Origin of the sequence: Maribacter algarum (ex Zhang et al. 2020), from assembly GCF_005885635.1 — a bacterium.
Taxonomy (GTDB): Bacteria; Bacteroidota; Bacteroidia; order Flavobacteriales; family Flavobacteriaceae; genus Maribacter_C; species Maribacter_C algarum.
The window spans coordinates 1,682,941-1,705,161 of record NZ_VATY01000001.1 but is presented as its reverse complement, the minus strand read 5'-3'; the positions used below and the strand labels follow the sequence as shown (position 1 = coordinate 1,705,161).

The following is a 22,221-nucleotide window of genomic DNA, read 5'->3' as shown; positions in this document are numbered from 1 at the left end:
CCTTATTGAATTTATTCCAGTAAAAGAGGAAATCTAATTAATGGCCGTAATTACCACATTGCCCTAAGATGGGCGGTTATATCAATTCTAAATTTCATCATGTCGTTCTTCCTGTAAAAGGTCTACAAATATCGGAAAAAAGAAATCAACCTGCTTATAATTATCGGACAAGCTTTAGAATGGGAAGTCAGACACCTAGAACCAATAGCCTACGCTAAAAAAGAAGTTGCCCTTATCAACTTGAGGAGACCAGGAATACAGCACTTGTACAGGCCCTAAAAATGATTCTAAACCATACCCGAATGCAAAGCCTGAATATGTTGGTTCGGTAAACCATTCTCCGGTTCGAAAAAGGTCATCTTCAACATTGGCGAAATTGGCGGCAAAAAGAAGATGGTTTTTGGGAGCAATTTCCAAATCCAGTCTACCATACGCTTTTACATAACTGTTGCCGGGTAGCGAAAGAAAATCGTATCCGAAAAACGGAACAAAATTGTTTATCAAATTTGTACCATATCCTCCGAGCACAAAATCAAAGGTTGTAACATTTGAGGTACCTAATTTAAACCCCCCTTCCGTCTCTAGGTTTATTGCCAGATTGTCAAAAATTGAAAATGCACCACCTATTCTCGCTTTACTAACAGAAAATTCCTTGAAATTATTATTGAAATCTGATGAGAGTACATAAAAATGGAAGTCCCCATTAAAATAGAAACCTTTTGTCGGGAAATATTTATCGTCATAACTATCTAGAGTGAGCTGTCCAAAAGCGCTATAAAAATTGCTTTTTTCAAATAAGGTTCGCCCATTTCGGTCCATTCTAGTTTGCGCTAATGCCGTCTCATTGGTATTCTCTAGTTCAGCTAAGGTTCTTGTACTGTACTTAAGAAACTTATATTCTATACCTGTTGTAAAAGCAAATTCTTCTTGCCATACAGTTTGAACATAAGCCTGATTCGTAAAATCTTGCACGCCTAAATTAATAGTGTTTACATTACCCACATTCGGCACTTCGTAGTTGCTACGAATAACGTCAAAATCAATTTCTTTTTCGAAATCATTAAAACGTGAATTAAACCCAAATGACCAATACGAACCTTTATCAATATAGTATTGAAGGTTATACCTCACATTATCACCTAGAATAAAATCAAAAGAAGCCACATCATCTTTCGCCAAAAAGTTCTTTCTCGTAAGGTTTATCATTGCAGCGCTTTTATACAGATCATCATAATGCGCTCCTAGTCGTAAGAAGGTTTTAGTTGGCTTTTCCTCTAAACCAATAATTAGGTCCTCTCCTATTCCATTTGAAACCAATTTATATCGAATCGTTTGAAAATTTCCGGTTGCGGAAAGGTTACTAATTCCCTGTTGTAATTTTCGAAAACTAATTTTCTTGCCTAATTCAAAACGGAGTTTTCCCTTAACATACCCTCTAGTGTAATTCGAATTTTTACCAGATAACACCAAACGATTAATACGCAAAGAGTCATTAGCCGCACTAGTCTTTACGGCTTTAAGTTCTTTGTTTTGCTTAATGGAAAGTTCTTTTAATGTGACATACTCTTTTCGCGCAGCTTCTTCTCCCATTCTAACAATAGCTTTACCTTGATTAAAATCTAAAACGGTATAATCCTCCATATTTGGTCGAATATAAATATTCGTCTCTTGCGATTTTTCCTCCATATCCTCAGCTGAACGAAAGTTGTTAATCTGAAGAAGAATTTCTGTTGCGGACAGCAACTCTTCACGGCTAGAAAGACCATGTTGTACATCTACCCCAATGATAACATCCGCTCCGAGCGCTTTGACTTTATGAATTGGATAGTTGTTTACAACTCCCCCATCAATCAGCACTTTGTCATCAACAGTTGAAGGTTCGAAAAGGGATGGGAGGGTACCACTGGCCATTATCGCCTGCGGGAGGTATCCTTTATTTAGTACAACCTCTTCACCCGTCTCCACATTGGTGCCAATACATACAAAAGGAATAGGCAATTGATTAAAATCACTTACATCTTTCACATGGTAAAGTAGTCTTACCAATTCGTGGTATATATTTTGACCTCCAGAATATGCCTGCGGTATTGCTATTTTGAACTTGTTGAACGGAAGTGTTACAGCATATCTTTCGGAATCTTCTTTTTCATAAAAGGTCTTTGCACTTCTTGGTAGGTTATCTTGAATAAGACTGCTGAAATTAGTACTTCTAAATATGGAGTCTAATTCCGCCGCTGAATATCCTGACGCATACAAGGCACCAACAATTGCCCCCATACTGGTACCGCCTATGTAATCTATTTTTACTCCAGCTTCTTCAATGACCTTTAATGCACCTATATGAGCTAAGCCCTTGGCACCACCTCCGCTTAAGACAAGGCCTACTTTGATGTCTTCCTTACTATTTGATTCCTGCGCACAGATACTCCATGAAAGAAATACAGTAAGAACGAAAAGTAAAATTTTCTGCATGCTGCCTATACGACGTTATTTTTGATGAAATGTTTCATAAATTTTCTTCGCTTTTGCTAATCCAACAGTTTTTGCAAGGATTTCTAAGGATGCCTCTTTGATACGCTTAACAGATTTAAATGTTTTTAAAAGGTCTTCTGCTGTTTTCTCACCTACACCCTCGATACTTTCCAACTCAGAATTAATAGCGGCTTTGCTTCTTTTGTTTCTATGGAAAGTAATGCCAAAACGGTGCGCTTCATTTCGAAGTTGCTGAATGATTTTTAGGCTTTCGGACTTCTTATCTAAGTATAATGGAATAGGGTCATCAGGAAAGTAAATTTCCTCAAGACGTTTGGCAATTCCAATTATGGCAATCTTACCACGTAATCCTAAAATATCTAGACTCTTTAATGCTGATGATAATTGCCCCTTTCCACCGTCAATAACGATTAATTGTGGCAATGGTTCATCTTCTGCCAATAGTCTTTTATAACGCCTGAAAACTACTTCTTCCATAGAGGCAAAGTCATCGGGGCCTTCTACTGTTTTAATATTATAATGTCGATACTCCTTTTTGGAGGGCTTTCCATCTTTAAAGACAACACAAGCAGCCACAGGGTTGCTTCCTTGTATATTACTATTATCAAAACACTCAATATGACGTGGTTCAGCCGACAATCGGATGTCTTTCTTCATTTGGGCCATGATACGATTCGTATGCCTATCAGGGTCAATAATACTTATTTGCTTAAAGCGCTCCTGTCTGAAGAATTTAGCATTCCGTTCAGAGAGATCTAGAATTTTCTTTTTATCTCCCAATTGTGGAATTGTAACTTTTAGGTGAGGTTCGACGATTACCTTGAAAGGTAGATATACTTCTTTGGATTCAGATTTGAATCGGTCACGAATTTCAACTATGGCTAGTTGGAGTAAATCTTCATCCTTTTCTTCAAGCTTCTTTTTAATCTCTATCGTATGTGAACCGACAATAGAACCATGGGAAAGCTGTAAAAAGTTCACATAAGCAAATGCCTCATCTGAAATTATGGAAAAGACATCTACATTATTTATCTTGGGGTTGACGATTGTACTTTTGACCTGATAATTTTCTAGAACATCTATCTTCTCTTTAATCTGCTGCGCTTCTTCGAATTTCATTTCAGAAGCGAGGGTTTTCATTTGTCCTTTAAAATAGTGTAAGGAAGATTTGAAATTACCTTTTAAGATTTCTCGAATATCTACAACTTGTTGGTCATATTCTTCAACCGTTTGAAAGCCTTCACAAGGACCTTTGCAATTTCCCAAATGATATTCTAAACAAACTTTATACTTCCCTGCTTTTATTTTTTCCTCGGATAGATCATAATTACATGTTCTTAGAGGATATACACTTTTAACAAGGTCCAATAATGTACGAACAGTTCTCATACTAGTATATGGGCCGAAATATTCAGACCCATCCTTAATCAATTTTCTTGTCGGAAAAATTCTAGGGAAACGCTCATTTTTAACACATATCCAAGGGTATGACTTATCATCTTTTAAAAGCACATTGTACCTAGGGCGATACTTTTTGATTAGATTATTCTCAAGTAAAAGCGCATCTGACTCTGTTGGCACCACAATATGTTCAATTCGAACAATCTTCTTCACCATTACTCGAGTCTTACCATACTCATGATTTTTATTAAAATAAGAAGAGACCCGTTTTTTTAAATTTTTCGCCTTACCAACATATAAAATTTTATCGGTAGCATCATAAAACTGATATACACCAGGGTTACTAGGTAAGGTTTGCAACTGTATTTCTATAGATACTTTAGACATGAAAAGGCATTGGTGCAATTCTGCTTGGTATAGGACGTTAAATTACCACGTTTTTAGAAAACCGCATTCGATTTTGGGTTTATTTAACTTTGTGAAAAGCAAGGTTTTTCTGCGATAACGGTATCCTTATTTTCAGATAAAATCTTTAGTGACAAACATGTTACCCACTTCATTTCCACCAACCCCGTTAAAGTTTATATACCAGACCACATTTCGAGTAAAATTAGCATAAATCATAACTCTCTCTTTTTCAAATATTTAAATAAAAATTCGTCTGAATTCAACTACAAGCACATCAAATTAAATGTTAAAATTTAAAGCAAAACGTGCAGTTCATCGATTAAAAAGTACACTTAATAGGTTTTTTTTGTATATATTTAGCCATCAAAATCAACCAACGCATGGACAAGTACCTCATCACTATCGGCACCTATTTAATACTAATGCTTTTCTGCAAAGTGTATTATGCCGTAGCTATTAAAGATTAATATCAAAGGCATTTTTCATTTCGTAAGAATTTAACGATCCTTGATGTTAAAGAAAGATTTACGACTACAATATACCGTATTACGAAAAGAAGTTTCCCCGCAATCCCTACTAAATTCTAGCCTTGCTATTTCAAACAAGTTGCTTGAACTTCCTATTTGGGATTTTGAATACTATCATATTTTTTTACCCATTATCTCTAAAAATGAGGTAGACACTTCATTTATCTTATCAATATTACAAGGAAAGGATAAGAATATTGTGCTTCCAAAAATACGATCTAAAGATAGACTTCAAAATATTTTGTTAACCGATAGTACAAGGCTAAAAGCCAATTCATGGGGAGTGCCTGAACCTATTGAGGGTGTTGAAGTGCCTTCACATAAAATCGATGTGGTTTTTGTTCCCTTATTAGCATTTGATGAGAATGGAAATCGAGTAGGGTACGGAAAAGGGTTCTATGATAATTTCTTAAATGGCTGCAAAAAAAATGTCATAAAAGTAGGACTATCCTTGTTTCCCGCAATAGCTAAAATTAGTGATTTAAATGAGAATGATATTCCTCTAGACTATTGTGTTACCCCTGAAAAAGTCTATTCGTTTTCCAGTACTTGATTTATCGTTTCGCCTAAAACAGTTTCTTCTATTTCTGATTCCTCTTCCTTATTAGGAAATGCTTTTTTGTTAAATACCAATAGGATTCCAACCCCTGTACTTATAGCAGTATCGGCTACATTAAAGACAGGTTCAAAAAAACGAAAACTCTTGCCTCCAAAATAAGGCACCCATTCGGGCCATACCGTGTCAACCATTGGAAAATAAAGCATATCAACTACCTTACCATAAAATACACCTCCATAGGGTTCATCTGAAAATAGTGTTGCGACTTGGCCAGTACTATGGTCAAAAATAAGTCCAAAAAAAACAGAATCGATAATGTTTCCTAAAGCTCCAGCAAAAATCAGAGAGACTGCTAGAATAAGTACTTTAGGCGATTTTTTTCTTATGGTTTCAAATAACCAGTAACCAATTCCCGCGACTGCGAACAATCTAAAAACAGTTAAAATCAACTTTCCTGATGATTCTGAAATCGGCAAGAAATCACTCAATTTAGCACCCCAGGCAGCACCTGAATTTTCTATAAAATGAATTTTAAACCAACTTAAAACCTCAACAGATTCCCCTAATTGAAAATGAGTCTTTATATAGACTTTACTAATCTGGTCTAATAACAATATAACCGCAATCAGCAGCAGCGACTTCTTTAAATTCATTCCGTAGTTATAATTGTGGCAAAAATAGACATATTATTCGATTCTCTTGAAGCGGATGTCTCCAGTAACGGAGTTAAGTAGATACTTATTATCTCCTGAAGGAATTTGATTTTCATCCACCTGTCCATATTTGCTATGGGGAAGAATTTCAGCCGACTTACTTTCAACAAAAATATCACCACTTTGTGAAGTTATTTCAGCCAAACCTTCAACTTTATACAAACGACTAACACCATCGTTCAAAGTCATTTTTAGTTTTTCAAAATACCCAGTTGCGTTGACATTACAGTTTGAGCCGAAAACCCGAACATTCATATTTTGAGGAATTTTAATATTCAGGGCGATTGACACTACCTTGTGTGCACTGAGTTTATCGTTGGGGTTTTCGAAATTGGGTCTAAACCCTGCACTTACCAAAACCGTTGTCCCCTCTTCAGTCATATTAAGTACCAGGTCTTTTCTATATTCTCCATCAATATTTGCTTCCACAACTATGGCTTGAGTATCAAACGTTTCAATTTTTACTTCGAAACAGTTGGAAACATCTATTTGAATTGAAGAAACAGCACTATCTATAATTGATTTTCTAACCACCTTTTGGGCGGATAGAAAATTTAAGGTGAAAAATAAAACTATAAATACTTTCACGAGATTCTTAAAACAAAAAGCCCACAAGTTTTTAAATCTTGTGGGCCCATAAATTATAAATCAATAGTTTATTTCTGCATATTTTTTGCCTCAATACTTAAGGTAGCGTGAGGAACAAGCTTCAAACGTTCTTTATTAATGAGCTTTCCCGTTACACGGCAAATTCCGTACGTTTTGTTCTCGATACGTAACAAGGCATTTTTCAAATCGCGAATAAATTTCTCTTGACGAATTGCTAACTGAGTATTAGCCTCTTTACTCATCGTTTGTGAACCTTCTTCGAAAGCTTTGAACGTTGGCGACGTATCATCCGTACCGTTATTACCATCATTCATATATGCACTTTTCAACAGTTCTAAATGACTTTTTGCTTTTTCTATTTTTTCTTCTATGAGCTCTTTAAACTCAGCCAAATCTTTGTCGGCATATCTAACTTTTAAATCTTGTGCCATTTTTCTAGTGTTTTGTAATAAATAGTTTCGTATTCACTTCATCAAAGGCAATTTCCGTGCCTATATCTAGTTTTTCTTCAAAATTTAGTTCTGCAGTAAGCGTTTCCGTTTTAATATAGTTCAAATTATCGGAAACTGCTTGTTCTACAAATCCATCTTTTAATATTTTAATGTCAATTTTATCAGTTACTTCAAACCCAGAATCTTTTCTCATATTCTGAATTCGGTTGACCAATTCCCTCGCAACACCTTCTTTTCTTAGAGCTTCATTGATAGTGACATCTAATGCAACCGTAAGCGGACCAGAGGAGGCAACTAGCCATCCTTCGATGTCTTGAGAGCTTATCTCTACATCTTGTAACTGTAATTTAATACTATTATTTTCTATTTGGATGGTTATTTCGCCCTCCTGTTCGATTTTTTGGATGTCCTCCTGCCCAAGTTTCGAAACTTCAGCCGCAATTTGCTTCATTTCCTTGCCATACTTCGGACCTAAAACCTTGAAATTTGGCTTTATCTGCTTCACCAAAATACCAGAAGCATCATCTAATAGCTCAATCTCTTTTACATTTACCTCAGACTTAATCAAATCTGCAACTGCTTCTATCGCATGCTTTTGTTCATCATCTGAAACCGGAATCATAATCTTCTGCAACGGTTGTCGTACTTTGATTTTTTCTTTCTGACGAATAGATAATACCAAAGAAGAAATCGTTTGTGCCTTTTGCATCTTTCCTTCTAATTCGGTATCAACCATGGCGTCATCATACTCTGGAAAATTAGCCAAATGTACACTTTCAAAAGTTTCCTTTTCTGTAGTATTTGTTAAATCTTTATATAGCCTATCCATAAAAAATGGAGCTACTGGTGCAGAAAGTTTTGCCACAGTTTCCAAACAAGTATACAAGGTTTGATATGCGGATATTTTATCTTGTTGGTAGTCACCTTTCCAAAAACGTCTTCGGCACAAACGCACGTACCAGTTGCTCAGATTTTCCTGAACAAATTCAGAAATGGCCCTTGTTGCTCTAGTGGGCTCATAATCTGCATAGGCCTCATCTACTTTTTTGACAAGGGTATGTAATTCAGATAGAATCCATCGGTCTATTTCTGGGCGTTCGCTTAAAGCTACATCTGCCTCTGTATATTTGAATTCGTCAATATTGGCATAGAGCGAAAAGAAAGAATAGGTATTATAAAGGGTTCCGAAGAATTTTCTTTTTACCTCAACGATTCCATCGATATCAAACTTTAGATTATCCCATGGGTTTGCATTTGAAATCATGTACCAACGCGTAGCATCTGCTCCATGCGCATCCATTGTTTCAAAGGGGTCGACTGCATTACCCAAACGCTTTGACATTTTCTTGCCTTCCTTGTCTAAAACAAGTCCGTTAGAAACTACATTTTTATAGGCAACCGAATCAAAAACCATAGTGCCGATAGCGTGCAGGGTATAAAACCATCCTCTAGTTTGGTCAACTCCTTCCGCAATAAAATCCGCTGGAAAAGTCTCTCCTCTATCAATCAAATCTTGATTTTCAAACGGATAGTGCCACTGTGCATAGGGCATTGAACCACTATCAAACCAAACATCAATCAAATCACTTTCGCGTTTCATAGGTTTTCCTGAGGGGGAAATAAGTGTGATTTGGTCAACTATATTTTTATGCAAATCGATTTTGTCATAGTTCTCTTCGGACATATCGCCAACCACAAAATCTTCAAAAATGTCTTTTTCCAGGACTCCGGCTTCTAGTGCTTTCGTCATTTCAGACTTTAATTCAGCCACAGAGCCAATCATCATTTCCTCCGTTCCATCCTCTGTTCTCCAAATAGGAAGTGGAATTCCCCAATATCTTGAGCGAGATAAATTCCAGTCATTTGCATTTGCCAACCAATTCCCAAAACGACCTTCACCAGTAGATTTGGGCTTCCAGTTGATAGTTTGGTTCAAGGAAAACATTTTATCTTTCACATCGGAAATCTTAATGAACCAAGAATCTAAAGGATAATATAAAATTGGCTTATCGGTACGCCAACAGTTAGGATAACTGTGTACATACTTCTCAACTTTAAAAGCTTTATTCTCTTCTTTTAGTTTAATCGCGATCTCAACATCAATTGAACGCTCAGGTGCTTTTCCATCATCATAATATTCATTCTTGACGTACTTTCCACCCCATTCTTTTAGTTCGGGCCTAAACTTTCCTTGTAAGTCTACCAAGGGAACTGGATTTTTATTTTCATCTAAAACCAATAATGGCGGAACCTCAGGAACAGCTTGTTTTGCCACCAAGGCATCGTCCGCGCCAAAAGTAGGCGCAGTGTGAACAATTCCTGTACCATCTTCTGTGGTTACGAAATCACCAGAAATGACACGAAAAGCATTCTCAGGATTTTGATTAGGTTTCGCATAGTCAATGAGTTGTTCGTACTTGATCCCGACTAAGTCCTTCCCCTTAAATTCTTTTACGACATAAAAAGGAATTTTTTTATCTCCAGATCTATAGTTTATTAATTCAGGTTTTGTTTCAACCTCATTAAACTTCCCTGCAAACTGTTTTGTCACCAAGTTCTTGGCCAAAACGACATTCATTGGTTTGAATGTGTATTGGTTATAGGTTTCTACTAAAACATAATCAATCTTTGGCCCAACGGTCAGCGCCGTATTCGATGGAAGCGTCCAAGGCGTAGTCGTCCATGCCAAGAAGTATACATCTCCTTCATTTTGCAAGAAATCGGGCAGTGTACTTTCGATTGCCTTGAATTGTGCAGTTACCGTAGTATCGGTAACATCTTGATAGGTTCCTGGCTGATTTAATTCGTGTGAACTTAGACCAGTCCCTGCTTTTGGAGAATAGGGTTGAATGGTATATCCCTTATAAATTAATCCCTTATCATAAATCTGTTTCAGCAGCCACCAAACGGTTTCCATGTATTTGGACTTGTACGTAATGTATGGGTCATCCATATCTACCCAATAGCCTACCTGTTCGGTCATTCTATTCCAAACATCAGTATAGCGCATTACAGCCTTCTTACAAGCTGCATTATACTCTTCCACAGAAATTTTCTTTCCGATATCTTCCTTGGTAATACCCAATTCTTTTTCAACACCAAGCTCGATTGGGAGTCCGTGAGTATCCCAACCTGCTTTTCGCTTTACTTGAAAGCCTTTCATGGTTTTGTACCGTGGGAAGATATCTTTGATAGTTCGCGCCATGACATGGTGAATACCTGGCATTCCATTAGCTGATGGTGGTCCTTCATAAAAAACGTAGTTCGGTTTGGCTTCACGAGTGGAAACACTCTTTTCGAAAATCTGGTTTTCCTTCCAGTAGGCCAGAATCTCCTCTGCTACTTTTGGTAAATCCAATCCTTTATATTCTGCGAACTTCATAAGAAATGCTTCTGATACTGCGTTTTAAGGCTGCAAAATTAGGGATTTTGGTTCATATAATTGGCATCACAAACACTAAACAGTAGAAATAGAGAAAGAAAACAATTCCGCAAAAAGTCCTTAAAATCAAGGTATTTGTTCACTACTTCCCTTAAAATGTTAACAAATTGCATCTAAATACTGAAAGCATCCGTATATCTTTGCAGTTAGAAACAAAACACTAAAACTAAAAAACATGAAAAAAGTAATTTTAAGTTCAATTATGGTACTTGCACTATGTGTGTCATTTGTATCATGTAGAGAAGCAGCTGACAAGGCAAAAGACGCTACCGAAGCAGCTGCCGATGCAGCTGAAGATGCAGGTGATGCCGTTAAGGAAGCTGGTGAAGACGCAATGGATGCTGCTGGTGATGCAGTAGACTCTGCGAAAGAGGCCGGTTCTGATGCTGTTGATGCTGCCGGTGACGCAGTAGACTCTGCGAAAGAGGCTGGTTCTGATGCTGTTGATGCTGTTAAAGAAGCTGGCTCAGACGCTGCCGACAAAGTAAAAGATGCTGCTGGGGACGTTAAGGATGCGGCCAATGATGCTGCCGATAAAGCAAAAGACGCTGCTAAGGAGGTAAAGGATAAGGTGAAAAACTAATTATCTTCTTGCTAAAATAAATAGCCCTGATGTTTACATCAGGGTTTTTTTTGACTAAAACCGATATCCCAAGCCTAAAACAAGATTTATACCTGGTGCCGCAATCCCTGACGAATACGAGCGATATCTTTGATTGGTAATATTTTCAAGGCTTAATGTTGCTTTTAAAGCATTGGAAATAGCATATTGCGAACGCAGATTCAAAGTATGCCATGAAGGAGAATAGGGATTTCCATTCGTATCAACTGCGTAAATATAGGCTTTGCTTATTTCTGAGGGAGCTAAGTCCTCAAAATCAATTTTTCCATTATAGTTTAGGAAGGCATCTACCTTAAGTTTTTGATTTTTCCATACTATATGAAAATCTCCAAATGTTGGAGAAACGTGTCTTCCCGGAGAATCCGTTCCATCAGCTTCTTCTTCGATCCCCTTGGTAATCGTTAGGTTTGAAGTGATTGACAAGTTATCGGTCAAAAAGGCTTCTAGACCTAGCTCGAACCCATATACGTATGCCTTTGCAGCATTTTGCACCGCCTGTACATTACTTAGTTCACCGTAATATTCAATCTGTGATTGACCATTGAATTGAAAATCCCTACGTACTAAGGCATCTACCAAATAGGTATAAAAGGTGGCGCCTTTCAATACTACTTTATCCGCAAAATTCTTTTGTATACCGAGTTCTGTATTGTAGGCATATTCAGGTTCTAAATCAGGGTTCGGCACTACCACTGAACCAGGCTCTGAATCAAATACTTTACCTACATCATCTATATTCGGAGACCGAAAGGCTGTAGAGCCGTTCCATGTGATTTGCAAATCCGCTTTTGGAAACCAACTTAAACCAATGCTTCCGGTTAGTGCGCCATTGTCCAGTTTTGCATCATCAAAAGGAAACGGAAAGAAGGTTTTATCAAAAACCGCATCAATCCAAACATGACTGTATCGAAGGCCCGATAATAATGTGAAATTCGGTTTGGCTTTGTATTCAGCTTTTATATAACCTGCAACAGTTTGCCAGGTGGCTCCATCGGGATACCTGGAAGCTGCGTTTGAAATGATATTGGTTTCTATATTTTGTTGGTTTCCTTTTGAGCCTACTCTATTGAAAATGTATTCTGTTCCGTAATACAGTCTTAAATCACCAATACGTTTGTTTTCAAAATCTATGTTTGCTGAAATGGCATCGACATTTTCTTTTGTTCTATTGCGAATAAGGTCTTGAAAATCTCTGTTATTTCTACTTTCTTCAAATCTTTGGTAGGCTGCCGTGATTTTTAAACCATCATAAAACAAGCCCTTGCCTTTTTTATTAATTTGGAGCTTACTCATGAACCATTTCTGCGGGCCATAAAACCATTCAGCTGAAAGCAGACCTGTATTATCGGTATTTGGACGTATCAATCTGTCGTACCTTGAATAATCTGATGTTTCGGAAAAATGCAACCCCAAATCATAACGCCAGTTATTATTGGGTTTGTAGGCGATTTTTTGCAGAAGATTAATTTGATTGTATCCCGTTGAAATTTGTTTTTCGGGAGTGTTATTTACAACTAATTCATCTTGTCCATTTCTTTGGGTGACGTAGGTATTTCGCAAATAAGTATCTGGACCATCTTGTCCCATTTTCAAATCGCTGAAATTATTATAAGATGCACTTGTAAAAAATGCCCATTTTCTCTTTCCGACATTAAAATCGAAATGCAAAGTGTTTTCAGTATTTGCTGAGGCAAATCTATAGTTTGCATTTCCAGAAAAAGCGAGACTGTCAGAAGTTGTGAACTCCGCCTTTTTGGTATAAAAGTTCATTACCCCACCAATAGCATCACTTCCATAAATAACCGAACCCGGTCCGAAAATGACTTCGGTGTTTTTTATGGTATATGGGTCAATTGAAATTACGTTTTGGATATTCCCTCCCCTAAAAATGGCATTATTCATACGAATTCCATCTACAGAAAGTAAAAGTCGGTTTGTAGCAAAGCCTCGTATCATTGGGCTTCCTCCACCTAGTTGACTTTTTTGAACGAAAACCTTGCCGCTATTTTGAAGTAAATCCGCAGAAGTTTGCGGATTGGTAAAAGCTATTTCCCTTGCGTCAATAGAAGCAATTTTATTCGGAATATCCTTTTTCTGCTGCTCCCATTTGGAAACCGACATTATCACTTCATCTAATTGTTCGGCCTTCAATGTTAAATATATTTTCCTTTTTTGCCGCTGAATTTGGGCCTTAGTAGACTTCCGAATTTCGTAGCTTATATGCTGAAAGGTAATACGTTCATTTCGGTCAAAAATGGATAAATCACATTTGCCATCAAAATCTGAAACCACTGTTTTCGATTTATCCAAATTAAATACAGCAACGTTGAGAATAGGCTCACGGGAATCTTGGTCAAGCACAGAAATTTCTTGTGCAGAAATCAACTGTAGACCTAATAGAAAGAGCAAGAAAAATATCCTTGTCGTCATAATCACCCTAGCTAAAAACTTCATTTAAAATAGCAAGAGACTTGGGTTTTCGAAATCCCTGTAGATGCAATTCAAAATACATTACAATGGATTTGAGAAGTTCTTGTCGGTTTGTCTTCGTCATTTTGATGGTATGTATGGCATCAAAATTTGTGCCCAAAACGGTTTTAAAAAAATTAAGATTCTCTCCTGTTAAAATTGGATTCAATGAGGGAGTATTGGTAAACTCTCCTTCCAGTAAGTCAAAGTAGTTTGCATCTAAGGCATTTGTATCAGGATAAAATCCTAAATATCGCGTCAGGTTTATCAAAAACCCAAGATGAAAGTTTGAGATTTCGTTGTGCGCATCTAACCATTGCAATGATGCTTCTAGAAAATCGAAAAGCCCTTGATTACGCTCCTCTTCATGAATACTATTACTCAACATTTCTGCCAAGAATTGGGTCATTGCACTTTTGGCAATATCTGTATGCAAGGTTTGGTAATGGTAAATGACCTTTGCCTCTCGAATACTTTCTAAATTCCCCTTATTCTTATGATTGGCTACAAGTTCCAATTGGGTCAAAGGTTGAAAATAGGCAGTTTTGAGTTTCCCCTTTTTGGATGCTAAAACGCCTTTTAGGAGATAGGATTTCAAGCCATCAGAAGCCGTAAAAGCCCGAGTGATTAGGCTAGTATCCCCATACTTCAAAGAAGTAAGAATGATGGCTTTAGTAGTGACTTGCATTCGGGTGGTTGGGTTTTTGGCAAAGATAACTTTTAAATGTTCGAAATACGAAGTGTGAAATACGAGGTTTAAGTTCCAAAACAAAAAAAGTGCGAAGCGTTTCAAAAGAAACCTTCGCACTTTAATACTTTGTATTTTGTACTTCTAACTTCGTACCTTCAAAAGGCAGGCAAGCCTTAAATAACTCCTTGAGCCAACATGGCATCTGCAACTTTTACAAAGCCAGCAATGTTAGCCCCTTTAACGTAGTTGCAATAGCCGCCCTTCTCCTTACCGTATTCGATACAAGAGTCATGAATGTCTTCCATAATATCTTTCAAACGCTCATCAACTTCTTCACGAGTCCAACTGATTCGAAGTGAGTTTTGAGACATTTCCAGTCCAGAAGTTGCAACTCCACCAGCATTGGAAGCTTTTCCTGGGGCAAATAATATTTGAGCTTTCTGAAATTCGTGAATCGCTTCTGGAGTAGACGGCATGTTTGCACCTTCAGCAACACAAATACATTTGTTCTTTATCAGTTTCTTTGCACTTTTACCATCTAATTCGTTTTGGGTTGCACAAGGCAATGCAATATCACATTTAACATCCCATACCTTACCATCTTTGGAGAATTTTGCGGACTTATATTTTTTTGCATATTCTGAAATACGCCCTCTTTTGTTATTTTTCAAGTCCATTACGTAAGCGAGCTTCTTTTTATCGATACCCTCTTCGTCATAGATGTATCCTCCAGAGTCAGAAAGTGTTACCACCTTACCTCCTAATTGAATCACTTTTTCAGCTGCATATTGCGCGACATTTCCTGAACCGGAAATTGCTACTACTTTACCTTCAAAGCTATCATCTTTAGTTTTCAACATACTTTGGGCAAAATATACGGTACCGTAACCGGTAGCTTCAGGTCGTATTTTAGAGCCACCCCAAGAAAGTCCCTTACCTGTAAGTACGCCGGTAAATTCATTTCTCATTTTTTTATACATTCCGAATAGAAAGCCAATTTCTCGCGCACCTACTCCTATATCACCAGCAGGTACATCAGTATTCGGACCAATATGTCTTGCCAATTCCGCCATAAATGCATGGCAAAAACGCATCACTTCTTCATCAGATTTTCCTTTCGGGTCAAAATCAGAACCTCCTTTTCCGCCACCCATAGGTAGGGTAGTCAAACTGTTTTTAAAGACCTGCTCAAAAGCCAAAAACTTTAGGATACTGGCATTTACCGAGGGGTGAAAACGTAATCCACCTTTATACGGACCGATTGCGGAATTCATTTGAATACGATATCCACGATTTACGTGTATTTCTCCGTTATCATCAATCCATGATACCCTAAAAGAGATTAGTCTTTCAGGCTCAACCATTCTTAAAAGAATATTTTTGCCACTGTAAATCTTTTTACGGGCGATATACGGAATAACAGTTTCCGCCACTTCCTGTACAGCTTGAATGAATTCTGGTTCGTGACCATTTCTGATTCTAACCTCATCCATAAATCCATCAATCTTTTTTTGCATTTTTGCGTCCATAAATTCTTTGGTAATACGTTGTTTTTTATTGAATTTAGAATATAGCGGCAAAATTATGCTATTATTATAATTTAGCCCCTATTTTTTTAAAAATTTGATAAATTTTTATCTTATAGCTTGTTCCAAATCAGCAATCAAATCCGCTTTGTCCTCTATACCTACACTTAGACGAATCAAAGCATCGACTACACCGCTTTTCTCTCTTTCTTCCTTTGGAATACTTCCATGGGTCATACTAGCGGGGTGACCTGCCAAACTTTCCACGCCACCCAAGGATTCCGCCAAGGTGAAGATTTGAAGTTTTTCTACAATTTGAATAGCTTCTTGATAACTACTTCCTTTAGGGACGAAAGAAATCATTCCACCAAAATCATTCATTTGACTTTTAGCAATTTCGTGGTTTGGATGGTCTTCTAATCCCGGCCAATATACTTTTTCGATTTTCGGATGCTTTGCCAAATACTCGGCAATTGCCTTTCCGTTTTCACAATGGCGTTGCATACGTACATGAAGGGTCTTAATTCCTCGAAGCGTTAGAAAGCTGTCCATCGGTCCACATACTGCACCACTGGCATTTTGAATAAAGTATAGTTTATCGGCTAGTTCTTTATCATTTACTACCAAAGCTCCGACAACTACATCACTATGGCCCCCTAAGTATTTTGTTGCGGAATGCATAACGATGTCAGCCCCTAAATCTAGCGGCAATTGTAAATAGGGCGTGGCGAATGTATTGTCCACAGCTACGAGGATATCATGTTTTTTTGCTAATTGAGAAATTGCTTTGATATCCAAAATATTCATCATGGGGTTAGTTGGTGTCTCTACCCAAATCAATTTAGTCTTAACCGTAATATGCTCTTCGATACTATCGGCATTTTGCATCCCAATAAAACGAAATGTAATTCCGAACCGTTCAAATACTTGTTTAAACAAACGGTAACTTCCCCCGTACAAATCGTCAGTTGACAAGACCTCATCCCCAGGATTCAATAATTTTATAACCGTATCAATAGCCGCCATACCGCTGGCAAATGCTATTCCAAAATTTCCATTTTCTATGCTTGCCAAGGATTTTTCTAAAGCATTTCGGGTTGGGTTTGCACTTCGCGAATAGGCATAGCCCCTATGACCTCCTGGAGTAGTTTGCGCATAAGTGGAGGTTTGATAAATAGGAGGCATCACAGCACCATACCCTGCGTCCGGTTTTTGACCTCCATGAATCGTCTTGCTATTGAATTTTAACTTTTTTTCGCTCATGAGATGTAATTATACCTATAAATGTATCGTTATCTTTGGAAGCATACAATCATACCCCTTTTTTTACATACCCTCAAATGAAATCTATACTTTACTATTTACTGGTATTTTTACTGCTTTATGGTTGTCAAAGTGAATCTAAACTTACATTTGAACCCCATACCTTTAAGAGTGATTCTTGTGCGGAATGCCCTGAAGTTTCAATTGCAATTCCGAAAGCTTTGGGACCAGCAAAAATTTCAAAAACCATTAATGTTGCTTTAGAAGAAGAAATAATTTCTCTACTTTCCTTTGACGATGAATTGGAAGTGACTTCACTCGAGGATGCTCTAAAATCGTTCAAAAGTGGCTACTTAGAATTGCAACAGTTATACGATGACGAGCCCACCGGTTGGGAGGCAAAAATAGAAGGTTCAATATCCTATGAAGACGCTAATTTTATTACTATAATTTTGGATTCTTATTTATTTACAGGAGGAGCTCACGGATATACTTCAAAACAATTCCTGAATTTTGATAAGAAAAAAGGCATTGAATTGGATAACGACGAACTATTTAAGAACACCGATGATTTTCGAATGTTTGCTGAGGAAATGTTCCGGGAAAAAGAAAAAATTCCGAAGGACAAGTCAATTAACCATACCGGCTTTATGTTTGAGCAAGATTCTTTTTATCTACCAGAAAATATAGGTTTTACTCAAAAGGGAATGACTTTACTGTATAATCCTTATGAAGTTGCTTCTTATGCCGATGGGGCAATTGAATTGGTACTGCCACATGAAGATATTAAGAAATATCTAGCTAAAAAGCCGAAGTCCTAAATATTCATAATTTTACAGCGCGTCGCAGGGCAAAAACACTTCCCATGTGCAATCCTTCATGAAATTGGTTGAAGGATATAGATTCATCTACACTTTTTAAAGTAACTCCTGCACTAGTCGGATATTTTTTAAAGTTCTTGAAAAGTCCAGCATCATAATCTTCCATAGTTTTCTCCACGGTTGTGAAAAGCAATTTTTTTACCGATTCTATTTCTTCGTCAGTAGCCGTTCCATCAGGAGTAGTTCCTTTTTTGAATTTATCTACAAACTCTTGGGGAATCTCCATTGGAACACCACTTAATTTATAAACCAATATTTGTTGGGTAACAACGATGTGGGCTATATTCCACCATATATTGTTGTTAAATCCCGTTGGAATTTCCAACAATTCTTCCTTAGGCATTGTTTTTAAAATATGGTAAAATCCCTTGCGCAATTGTAAGGCTTGTTCGAATACATTTTTCATAGTCTTATTTTTCTTGAGCGGATGTCAAAAATAGCACAATTGAACGGAATTAGGTTTCTTTGTATCGAACTTTAAAAAGAGCTAAGGTGTCTGAATTCGACTTCAATAACAAAACTTTTTCGCTTGTTGAAAATACCGATAATGGAAATGCAACTTCAGAGACCATTTTCAAATACAAACAAGAAGGGAATTTGATTACAGCCGAATACAATGGTGGAGGAATTAAGTACGGCAAAATTATCGCCAAACTAGAAAATAATACGCTACACATGTTGTATCAATGTCTAACAGATAAGGAAGAACTGAAAGCGGGAAAGGCGACAGCCAAAATCAATTTAAATGAAAAAAGTAAAATCAGATTGACTCTAAATTGGGAGTGGTTAGACAAAAACGAAGAAAGAGGAACCTCAGAATATATTGAAAATTAAAAATAGTTTTCCACCTCGGTGGAAATGAAATATCACTACGAATGAAAAAAATATATCACTTAAGCACTTGCGACACCTGCCAGCGTATTATTAAAGAACTGCAATTGCCCGATGGTTTTGAACTTCAAGACATTAAAACGGAAGCTATGACCGAAAAGCAAGTTGAGCAAATGAAAACGCTAGCCGGTAGCTACGAAGCACTTTTCAGCAAACGTGCACGCCTATTCCGTCAGCAAGGATTGCATGAAAAACAGCTTTCTGAAGCTGATTTCAAGAAATTGATTTTGGAACATTACACCTTTTTAAAACGACCAGTAATTTTTGTTGATGACCAAATTTATGTGGGAAACAGTAAAAAGGTGGTTGAAGCTGGAAAAGAAGCAATTCATTCTTGAGCAAGCGCACACTTGCCATATTAGCCGCCCTTGGTGCAACTACGATTTATGGTTTCACACATACTATTGCTAAAGGAGTGATGCCAGATTATGTTCAGCCTTATGGCTTGGTTATGCTCCGTGTTATTGGGGCATCTATCTTGTTTTGGGTAGCATCATTTTTTGGTCCCAAAGAAAAAATCGATAAAAAAGACTATCGACGGATTTTGATTTGCGCCATTTTCGGAATGGGCTTTAATATGCTTGTATTTCTAAAGGGATTGTCCTTCTCAACACCTATCAATAGTGCGGTACTCGTGACCTCAACACCAATTTTTGTCTTGATTTTATCGGTCATACTGATCAAAGAAAAAACAACTTCCCGAAAAATAATCGGGATTTTAGTCGGCCTTGTCGGAGCTCTCGGACTTATCCTTTTTGGCAATGAAATACGACAAGATGCGCCTGATATTCCCTTTGGTAATTTCTTTCTTTTACTAAACGCTCTTTTCTATGGCGCCTATTTGATTCTTGCTAAGATTCTTATCGAAAAATATCACCCATTCACTTTTATGAAGTGGTTGTTTTCTCTTGGAATTTTGATTTGCCTTCCTTTTGGCTATCAAGAATTGATTGCAATCGACTGGCCCAACCTACCTTTTGAAGCACTTTGGAAAATTGCCTTTGTCATTCTTGGAACTACTTTCTGCACCTACCTTTTCAACATCTTTGCTTTGACGCAGCTCAAGGCATCTACGGTAAGTGCTTTTATTTATGTACAACCGCTCATTGGTATTCTGTTTGCGTTGATAACTGGTCAAGACAGTCTTACAACAGTTAAGATTATAGCAGCTTGTTTGGTGTTACTGGGTGTTTATTTGGCGAGTAGGAAGCCTAAAACTCAGTAGTGGACAATTCAGTTAAATCTTCAAGAACTTGGTAGGTCTTTGAGAAGACACATTTCTACTTGCCGGTTTTCTATCGCAAGCCCTATTTGTTTAGAATTTCTATCTTGTATCGGTTAACTGTAATTTTAAATCTCAAATTTGACAATGAAAAATCTTCCTATACTATTCATCCTTCTTGCCTCCTTATCTATAAATGCTCAAAGTTCAGAGTACCAGGTAAGCTCCTATTTAAGTGATGGTGTAAAAGCCCCAAATACGCATCATATCGGTGAAGCTTGGTTAAACTTCTTGGTGGAAGCAAATGCCGATTTTGACAAGAACATCACACAGGCAACTTTTAGCGCGAATTCTACACTAGATTGGCACAAGCACGCCACAGCGCAAGTTATTATTGTTGTAGATGGTGAGGGTTATTATCAAGAAAGAGGTAAAAATCCTGTTGTCATAAAAAAGGGTGATGTGATTACTTGCTTTAAGGAAACCGAACATTGGCATACTTCATCAGCAGATAGTGCTGTTTCATATATTGCCATTTACGGTAAAGAACCTACCGTTTGGACAGAGAAGCTGACTCAAGAATACTATCATAGTGTAGCTGAGGAACTCAAGGGTAAATAAACACCTACCTATTTATCTACCAATTTCAATTGTTCATGATAGGATACAATCCGGGTATTGGCATTACTATCCAAAAGTAAAATTACCGTCATCATGGCAATAGTCGTGATGCATATTGCTCTCCAAAGAGGTTTGTCTATAAAAACAATGAGCAAGGCAGCAGATATAATGATAAACGGTATGACTTTAAAAACAATGGTCTTATATTCTCCCATCGACTTTTCGGTGCGTACAATTTCCGATTTTACAAAAGTCGTCGCATCACTTTCATAATCATTTGCGAAACTTGTTATTCTTGAAGTATTGGCAATTAAAATTCCGACTCCTACCGCCAATAAAAGAACACCCGCAACTAGTGTTGGCCAAATATAGGCTCTCGCCGTTTCTGTTTTACCAAGTTGCCAAAATCCTATGCTGGCTATGAGGAATAATAAGGCAAAAAAGATGAAGAATTTGGATGAAAAGACTTCAGCTTTGGCCCATTCAATTGCGATTTTTGAGATTTCCATAGTTAGTTCATTTTATATTTTTCTCTGTATGCTGTTGGACTAATGCCTTCCTTCTTTTTAAATACCCTTGAAAAATAGGGAGGATATTCAAAGCCTAAAGCATAGGCCACTTCGGCAATAGTTTTATTGGGGTTTAATAATAAATTCTTTGCTTCATCAACTAGAAATAATTGCAAATGTTCCGTAGTGGTTTTTCCCGTTTCTTTTTTAAGGGTATCGCTCAGATAGCGTTGTGACACCGACATTTTATTCGCTATTTGTACTATGCTTGGCATTCCTTTTTCCTGCAATTGTTCAGAATTGAAATGGTCTTCTAATTGCTGGTTAAACTGCTCTAGTAAATCATTCGAAATCTCTTTTCTGTTTAAAAACTGCCTTTCGTAAAACCGATTGGCATATTTGAAAAGAGTGCTTAACTGAGATATGATAATATCTTTGCTGTACTCATCTTGATTATTCTGATATTCAATTTCAATATTTTCAACTAGTGTTTCTATTTGTCTTTCTTCTTTAGGAGAAAGATGAAGTGCCTCATTAACGGAGTACGAAAAGAACCCGTATTTCTTAATTTGTTGCCCCAATTCTGTTCCTTTCAAAAAATCTTCATGAAAGAGTATTGAAAAGCCTCTTTGCTCAAAAACCACGCTATCATCCCATTGCAGGACTTGTCTCGGGGCAACGAAAATTAGGGCCCCATTTGTAAAATCATATTTTGTTCGCCCGTAGTTTAAATTTCCCTTCACAAATTTTTTCATACTAATGGAATAGCAATCGTTTATAATGGGTGGAGAACTTTCTCTGTGGCAAGGCAGATATCCATTGCCTTTTGAGGTAAATACACTCAACATAGGATGCTCAGGACGCTGTAATCCCAAATAATCTAAATATGACGACAGTGTTTTGAAGTGTTGCATTGCAATAA

Annotated in this window: 20 protein-coding genes; 7 read left to right on the top strand and 13 right to left on the bottom strand. The window is 37.2% G+C overall.

The window, feature by feature from the left end:
* Positions 1–195: 195 nt before the first annotated feature.
* Together FEE95_RS07360 and uvrC are read right to left on the bottom strand one after the other, a co-directional pair.
* Positions 196–2,472, bottom strand: a complete 2,277-nt coding sequence (locus FEE95_RS07360) for a patatin-like phospholipase family protein (protein ID WP_138657230.1) — start codon at positions 2,470–2,472, stop codon at positions 196–198.
* 15 nt (positions 2,473–2,487) lie between these two features.
* On the bottom strand, positions 2,488–4,281 hold the full coding sequence (gene uvrC, locus FEE95_RS07355) for an excinuclease ABC subunit UvrC (RefSeq protein WP_138657229.1): 1,794 nt from the start codon (positions 4,279–4,281) through the stop codon (positions 2,488–2,490).
* Between the two features lie 531 nt (positions 4,282–4,812).
* On the opposite strand from uvrC, the gene FEE95_RS07350 reads away from it, so the two are divergent.
* On the top strand, positions 4,813–5,382 hold the full coding sequence (locus FEE95_RS07350) for a 5-formyltetrahydrofolate cyclo-ligase (RefSeq protein ID WP_138657228.1): 570 nt from the start codon (positions 4,813–4,815) through the stop codon (positions 5,380–5,382).
* On the opposite strand, the gene FEE95_RS07345 is transcribed toward FEE95_RS07350, so the two are convergent.
* The 4 genes from FEE95_RS07345 to ileS all read right to left on the bottom strand — a co-directional run bounded on the left by FEE95_RS07345 (position 5,361) and on the right by ileS (position 10,544).
* Positions 5,361–6,041, bottom strand: coding sequence for a lipoprotein signal peptidase (locus tag FEE95_RS07345; protein WP_138657227.1), 681 nt, complete (start codon positions 6,039–6,041; stop codon positions 5,361–5,363). The two genes, FEE95_RS07350 and FEE95_RS07345, sit on opposite strands and share 22 nt — an antisense overlap.
* A 33-nt stretch (positions 6,042–6,074) precedes the next feature.
* Positions 6,075–6,635 (bottom strand): hypothetical protein, encoded by a 561-nt coding sequence (locus FEE95_RS07340; RefSeq protein ID WP_138657226.1) that lies wholly within the window; start codon positions 6,633–6,635, stop codon positions 6,075–6,077.
* Positions 6,636–6,757: 122 nt separating this feature from the next.
* Positions 6,758–7,141 (bottom strand): TraR/DksA family transcriptional regulator, encoded by a 384-nt coding sequence (locus FEE95_RS07335; RefSeq protein WP_138657225.1) that lies wholly within the window; start codon positions 7,139–7,141, stop codon positions 6,758–6,760.
* Positions 7,142–7,145: 4 nt separating this feature from the next.
* Entirely contained in the window at positions 7,146–10,544 is a 3,399-nt protein-coding gene (gene ileS, locus FEE95_RS07330) for an isoleucine--tRNA ligase (protein WP_138657224.1), read from the bottom strand.
* 235 nt (positions 10,545–10,779) lie between these two features.
* Here ileS and FEE95_RS07325 point away from each other — a divergent pair, with 235 nt between their 5' ends.
* Positions 10,780–11,187 (top strand): hypothetical protein, encoded by a 408-nt coding sequence (locus tag FEE95_RS07325; RefSeq protein ID WP_138657223.1) that lies wholly within the window; start codon positions 10,780–10,782, stop codon positions 11,185–11,187.
* A 54-nt stretch (positions 11,188–11,241) separates the two neighbouring features.
* Here FEE95_RS07325 and FEE95_RS07320 read toward each other — a convergent pair whose 3' ends face one another.
* The 4 genes from FEE95_RS07320 to FEE95_RS07305 form a co-directional block, all read right to left on the bottom strand.
* Positions 11,242–13,656, bottom strand: coding sequence for a TonB-dependent receptor (locus FEE95_RS07320; protein ID WP_238474513.1), 2,415 nt, complete (start codon positions 13,654–13,656; stop codon positions 11,242–11,244).
* 7 nt (positions 13,657–13,663) lie between these two features.
* Entirely contained in the window at positions 13,664–14,383 is a 720-nt protein-coding gene (recO, locus tag FEE95_RS07315; protein WP_138657221.1) for a DNA repair protein RecO, read from the bottom strand.
* A 176-nt stretch (positions 14,384–14,559) separates the two neighbouring features.
* Positions 14,560–15,903, bottom strand: a complete 1,344-nt coding sequence (gdhA, locus tag FEE95_RS07310; protein WP_138657220.1) for an NADP-specific glutamate dehydrogenase — start codon at positions 15,901–15,903, stop codon at positions 14,560–14,562.
* A gap of 117 nt (positions 15,904–16,020) precedes the next feature.
* Complete coding sequence (locus tag FEE95_RS07305; RefSeq protein ID WP_138657219.1) at positions 16,021–17,175, bottom strand: cystathionine gamma-synthase; 1,155 nt, start codon at positions 17,173–17,175, stop codon at positions 16,021–16,023.
* 77 nt (positions 17,176–17,252) lie between these two features.
* Between FEE95_RS07305 and FEE95_RS07300 the strand changes: the two genes are divergently transcribed.
* Positions 17,253–17,996 (top strand): DUF3298 and DUF4163 domain-containing protein, encoded by a 744-nt coding sequence (locus tag FEE95_RS07300; RefSeq protein WP_138657218.1) that lies wholly within the window; start codon positions 17,253–17,255, stop codon positions 17,994–17,996.
* A 4-nt stretch (positions 17,997–18,000) separates the two neighbouring features.
* Here FEE95_RS07300 and FEE95_RS07295 read toward each other — a convergent pair whose 3' ends face one another.
* Positions 18,001–18,462, bottom strand: coding sequence for a DinB family protein (locus tag FEE95_RS07295; protein WP_138657217.1), 462 nt, complete (start codon positions 18,460–18,462; stop codon positions 18,001–18,003).
* A gap of 86 nt (positions 18,463–18,548) precedes the next feature.
* Here FEE95_RS07295 and FEE95_RS07290 point away from each other — a divergent pair, with 86 nt between their 5' ends.
* The 4 genes from FEE95_RS07290 (at position 18,549) to FEE95_RS07275 (ending at position 20,790) form a co-directional block, all read left to right on the top strand.
* The gene (locus FEE95_RS07290; protein WP_171036995.1) at positions 18,549–18,890 is read left to right on the top strand and encodes a hypothetical protein; all 342 of its coding nucleotides are present in this window, start codon (positions 18,549–18,551) and stop codon (positions 18,888–18,890) included.
* A 41-nt stretch (positions 18,891–18,931) separates the two neighbouring features.
* Positions 18,932–19,285, top strand: a complete 354-nt coding sequence (locus tag FEE95_RS07285) for an arsenate reductase family protein (protein WP_138657215.1) — start codon at positions 18,932–18,934, stop codon at positions 19,283–19,285.
* A complete protein-coding gene (locus FEE95_RS07280) occupies positions 19,282–20,172 on the top strand; it encodes a DMT family transporter (protein WP_138657214.1) in 891 nt (296 codons plus the stop codon). The genes FEE95_RS07285 and FEE95_RS07280 overlap by 4 nt, the downstream gene beginning before the upstream one ends.
* A gap of 144 nt (positions 20,173–20,316) precedes the next feature.
* The gene (locus FEE95_RS07275) at positions 20,317–20,790 is read left to right on the top strand and encodes a cupin domain-containing protein (protein WP_138657213.1); all 474 of its coding nucleotides are present in this window, start codon (positions 20,317–20,319) and stop codon (positions 20,788–20,790) included.
* 8 nt (positions 20,791–20,798) lie between these two features.
* Here the strand turns inward: FEE95_RS07275 and FEE95_RS07270 are convergent, their stop codons facing one another.
* Both FEE95_RS07270 and FEE95_RS07265 read right to left on the bottom strand, forming a co-directional pair.
* Complete coding sequence (locus FEE95_RS07270; protein ID WP_138657212.1) at positions 20,799–21,299, bottom strand: hypothetical protein; 501 nt, start codon at positions 21,297–21,299, stop codon at positions 20,799–20,801.
* Between the two features lie 2 nt (positions 21,300–21,301).
* Complete coding sequence (locus FEE95_RS07265) at positions 21,302–22,213, bottom strand: helix-turn-helix domain-containing protein (RefSeq protein WP_138657211.1); 912 nt, start codon at positions 22,211–22,213, stop codon at positions 21,302–21,304.
* Positions 22,214–22,221 lie beyond the last annotated feature (8 nt).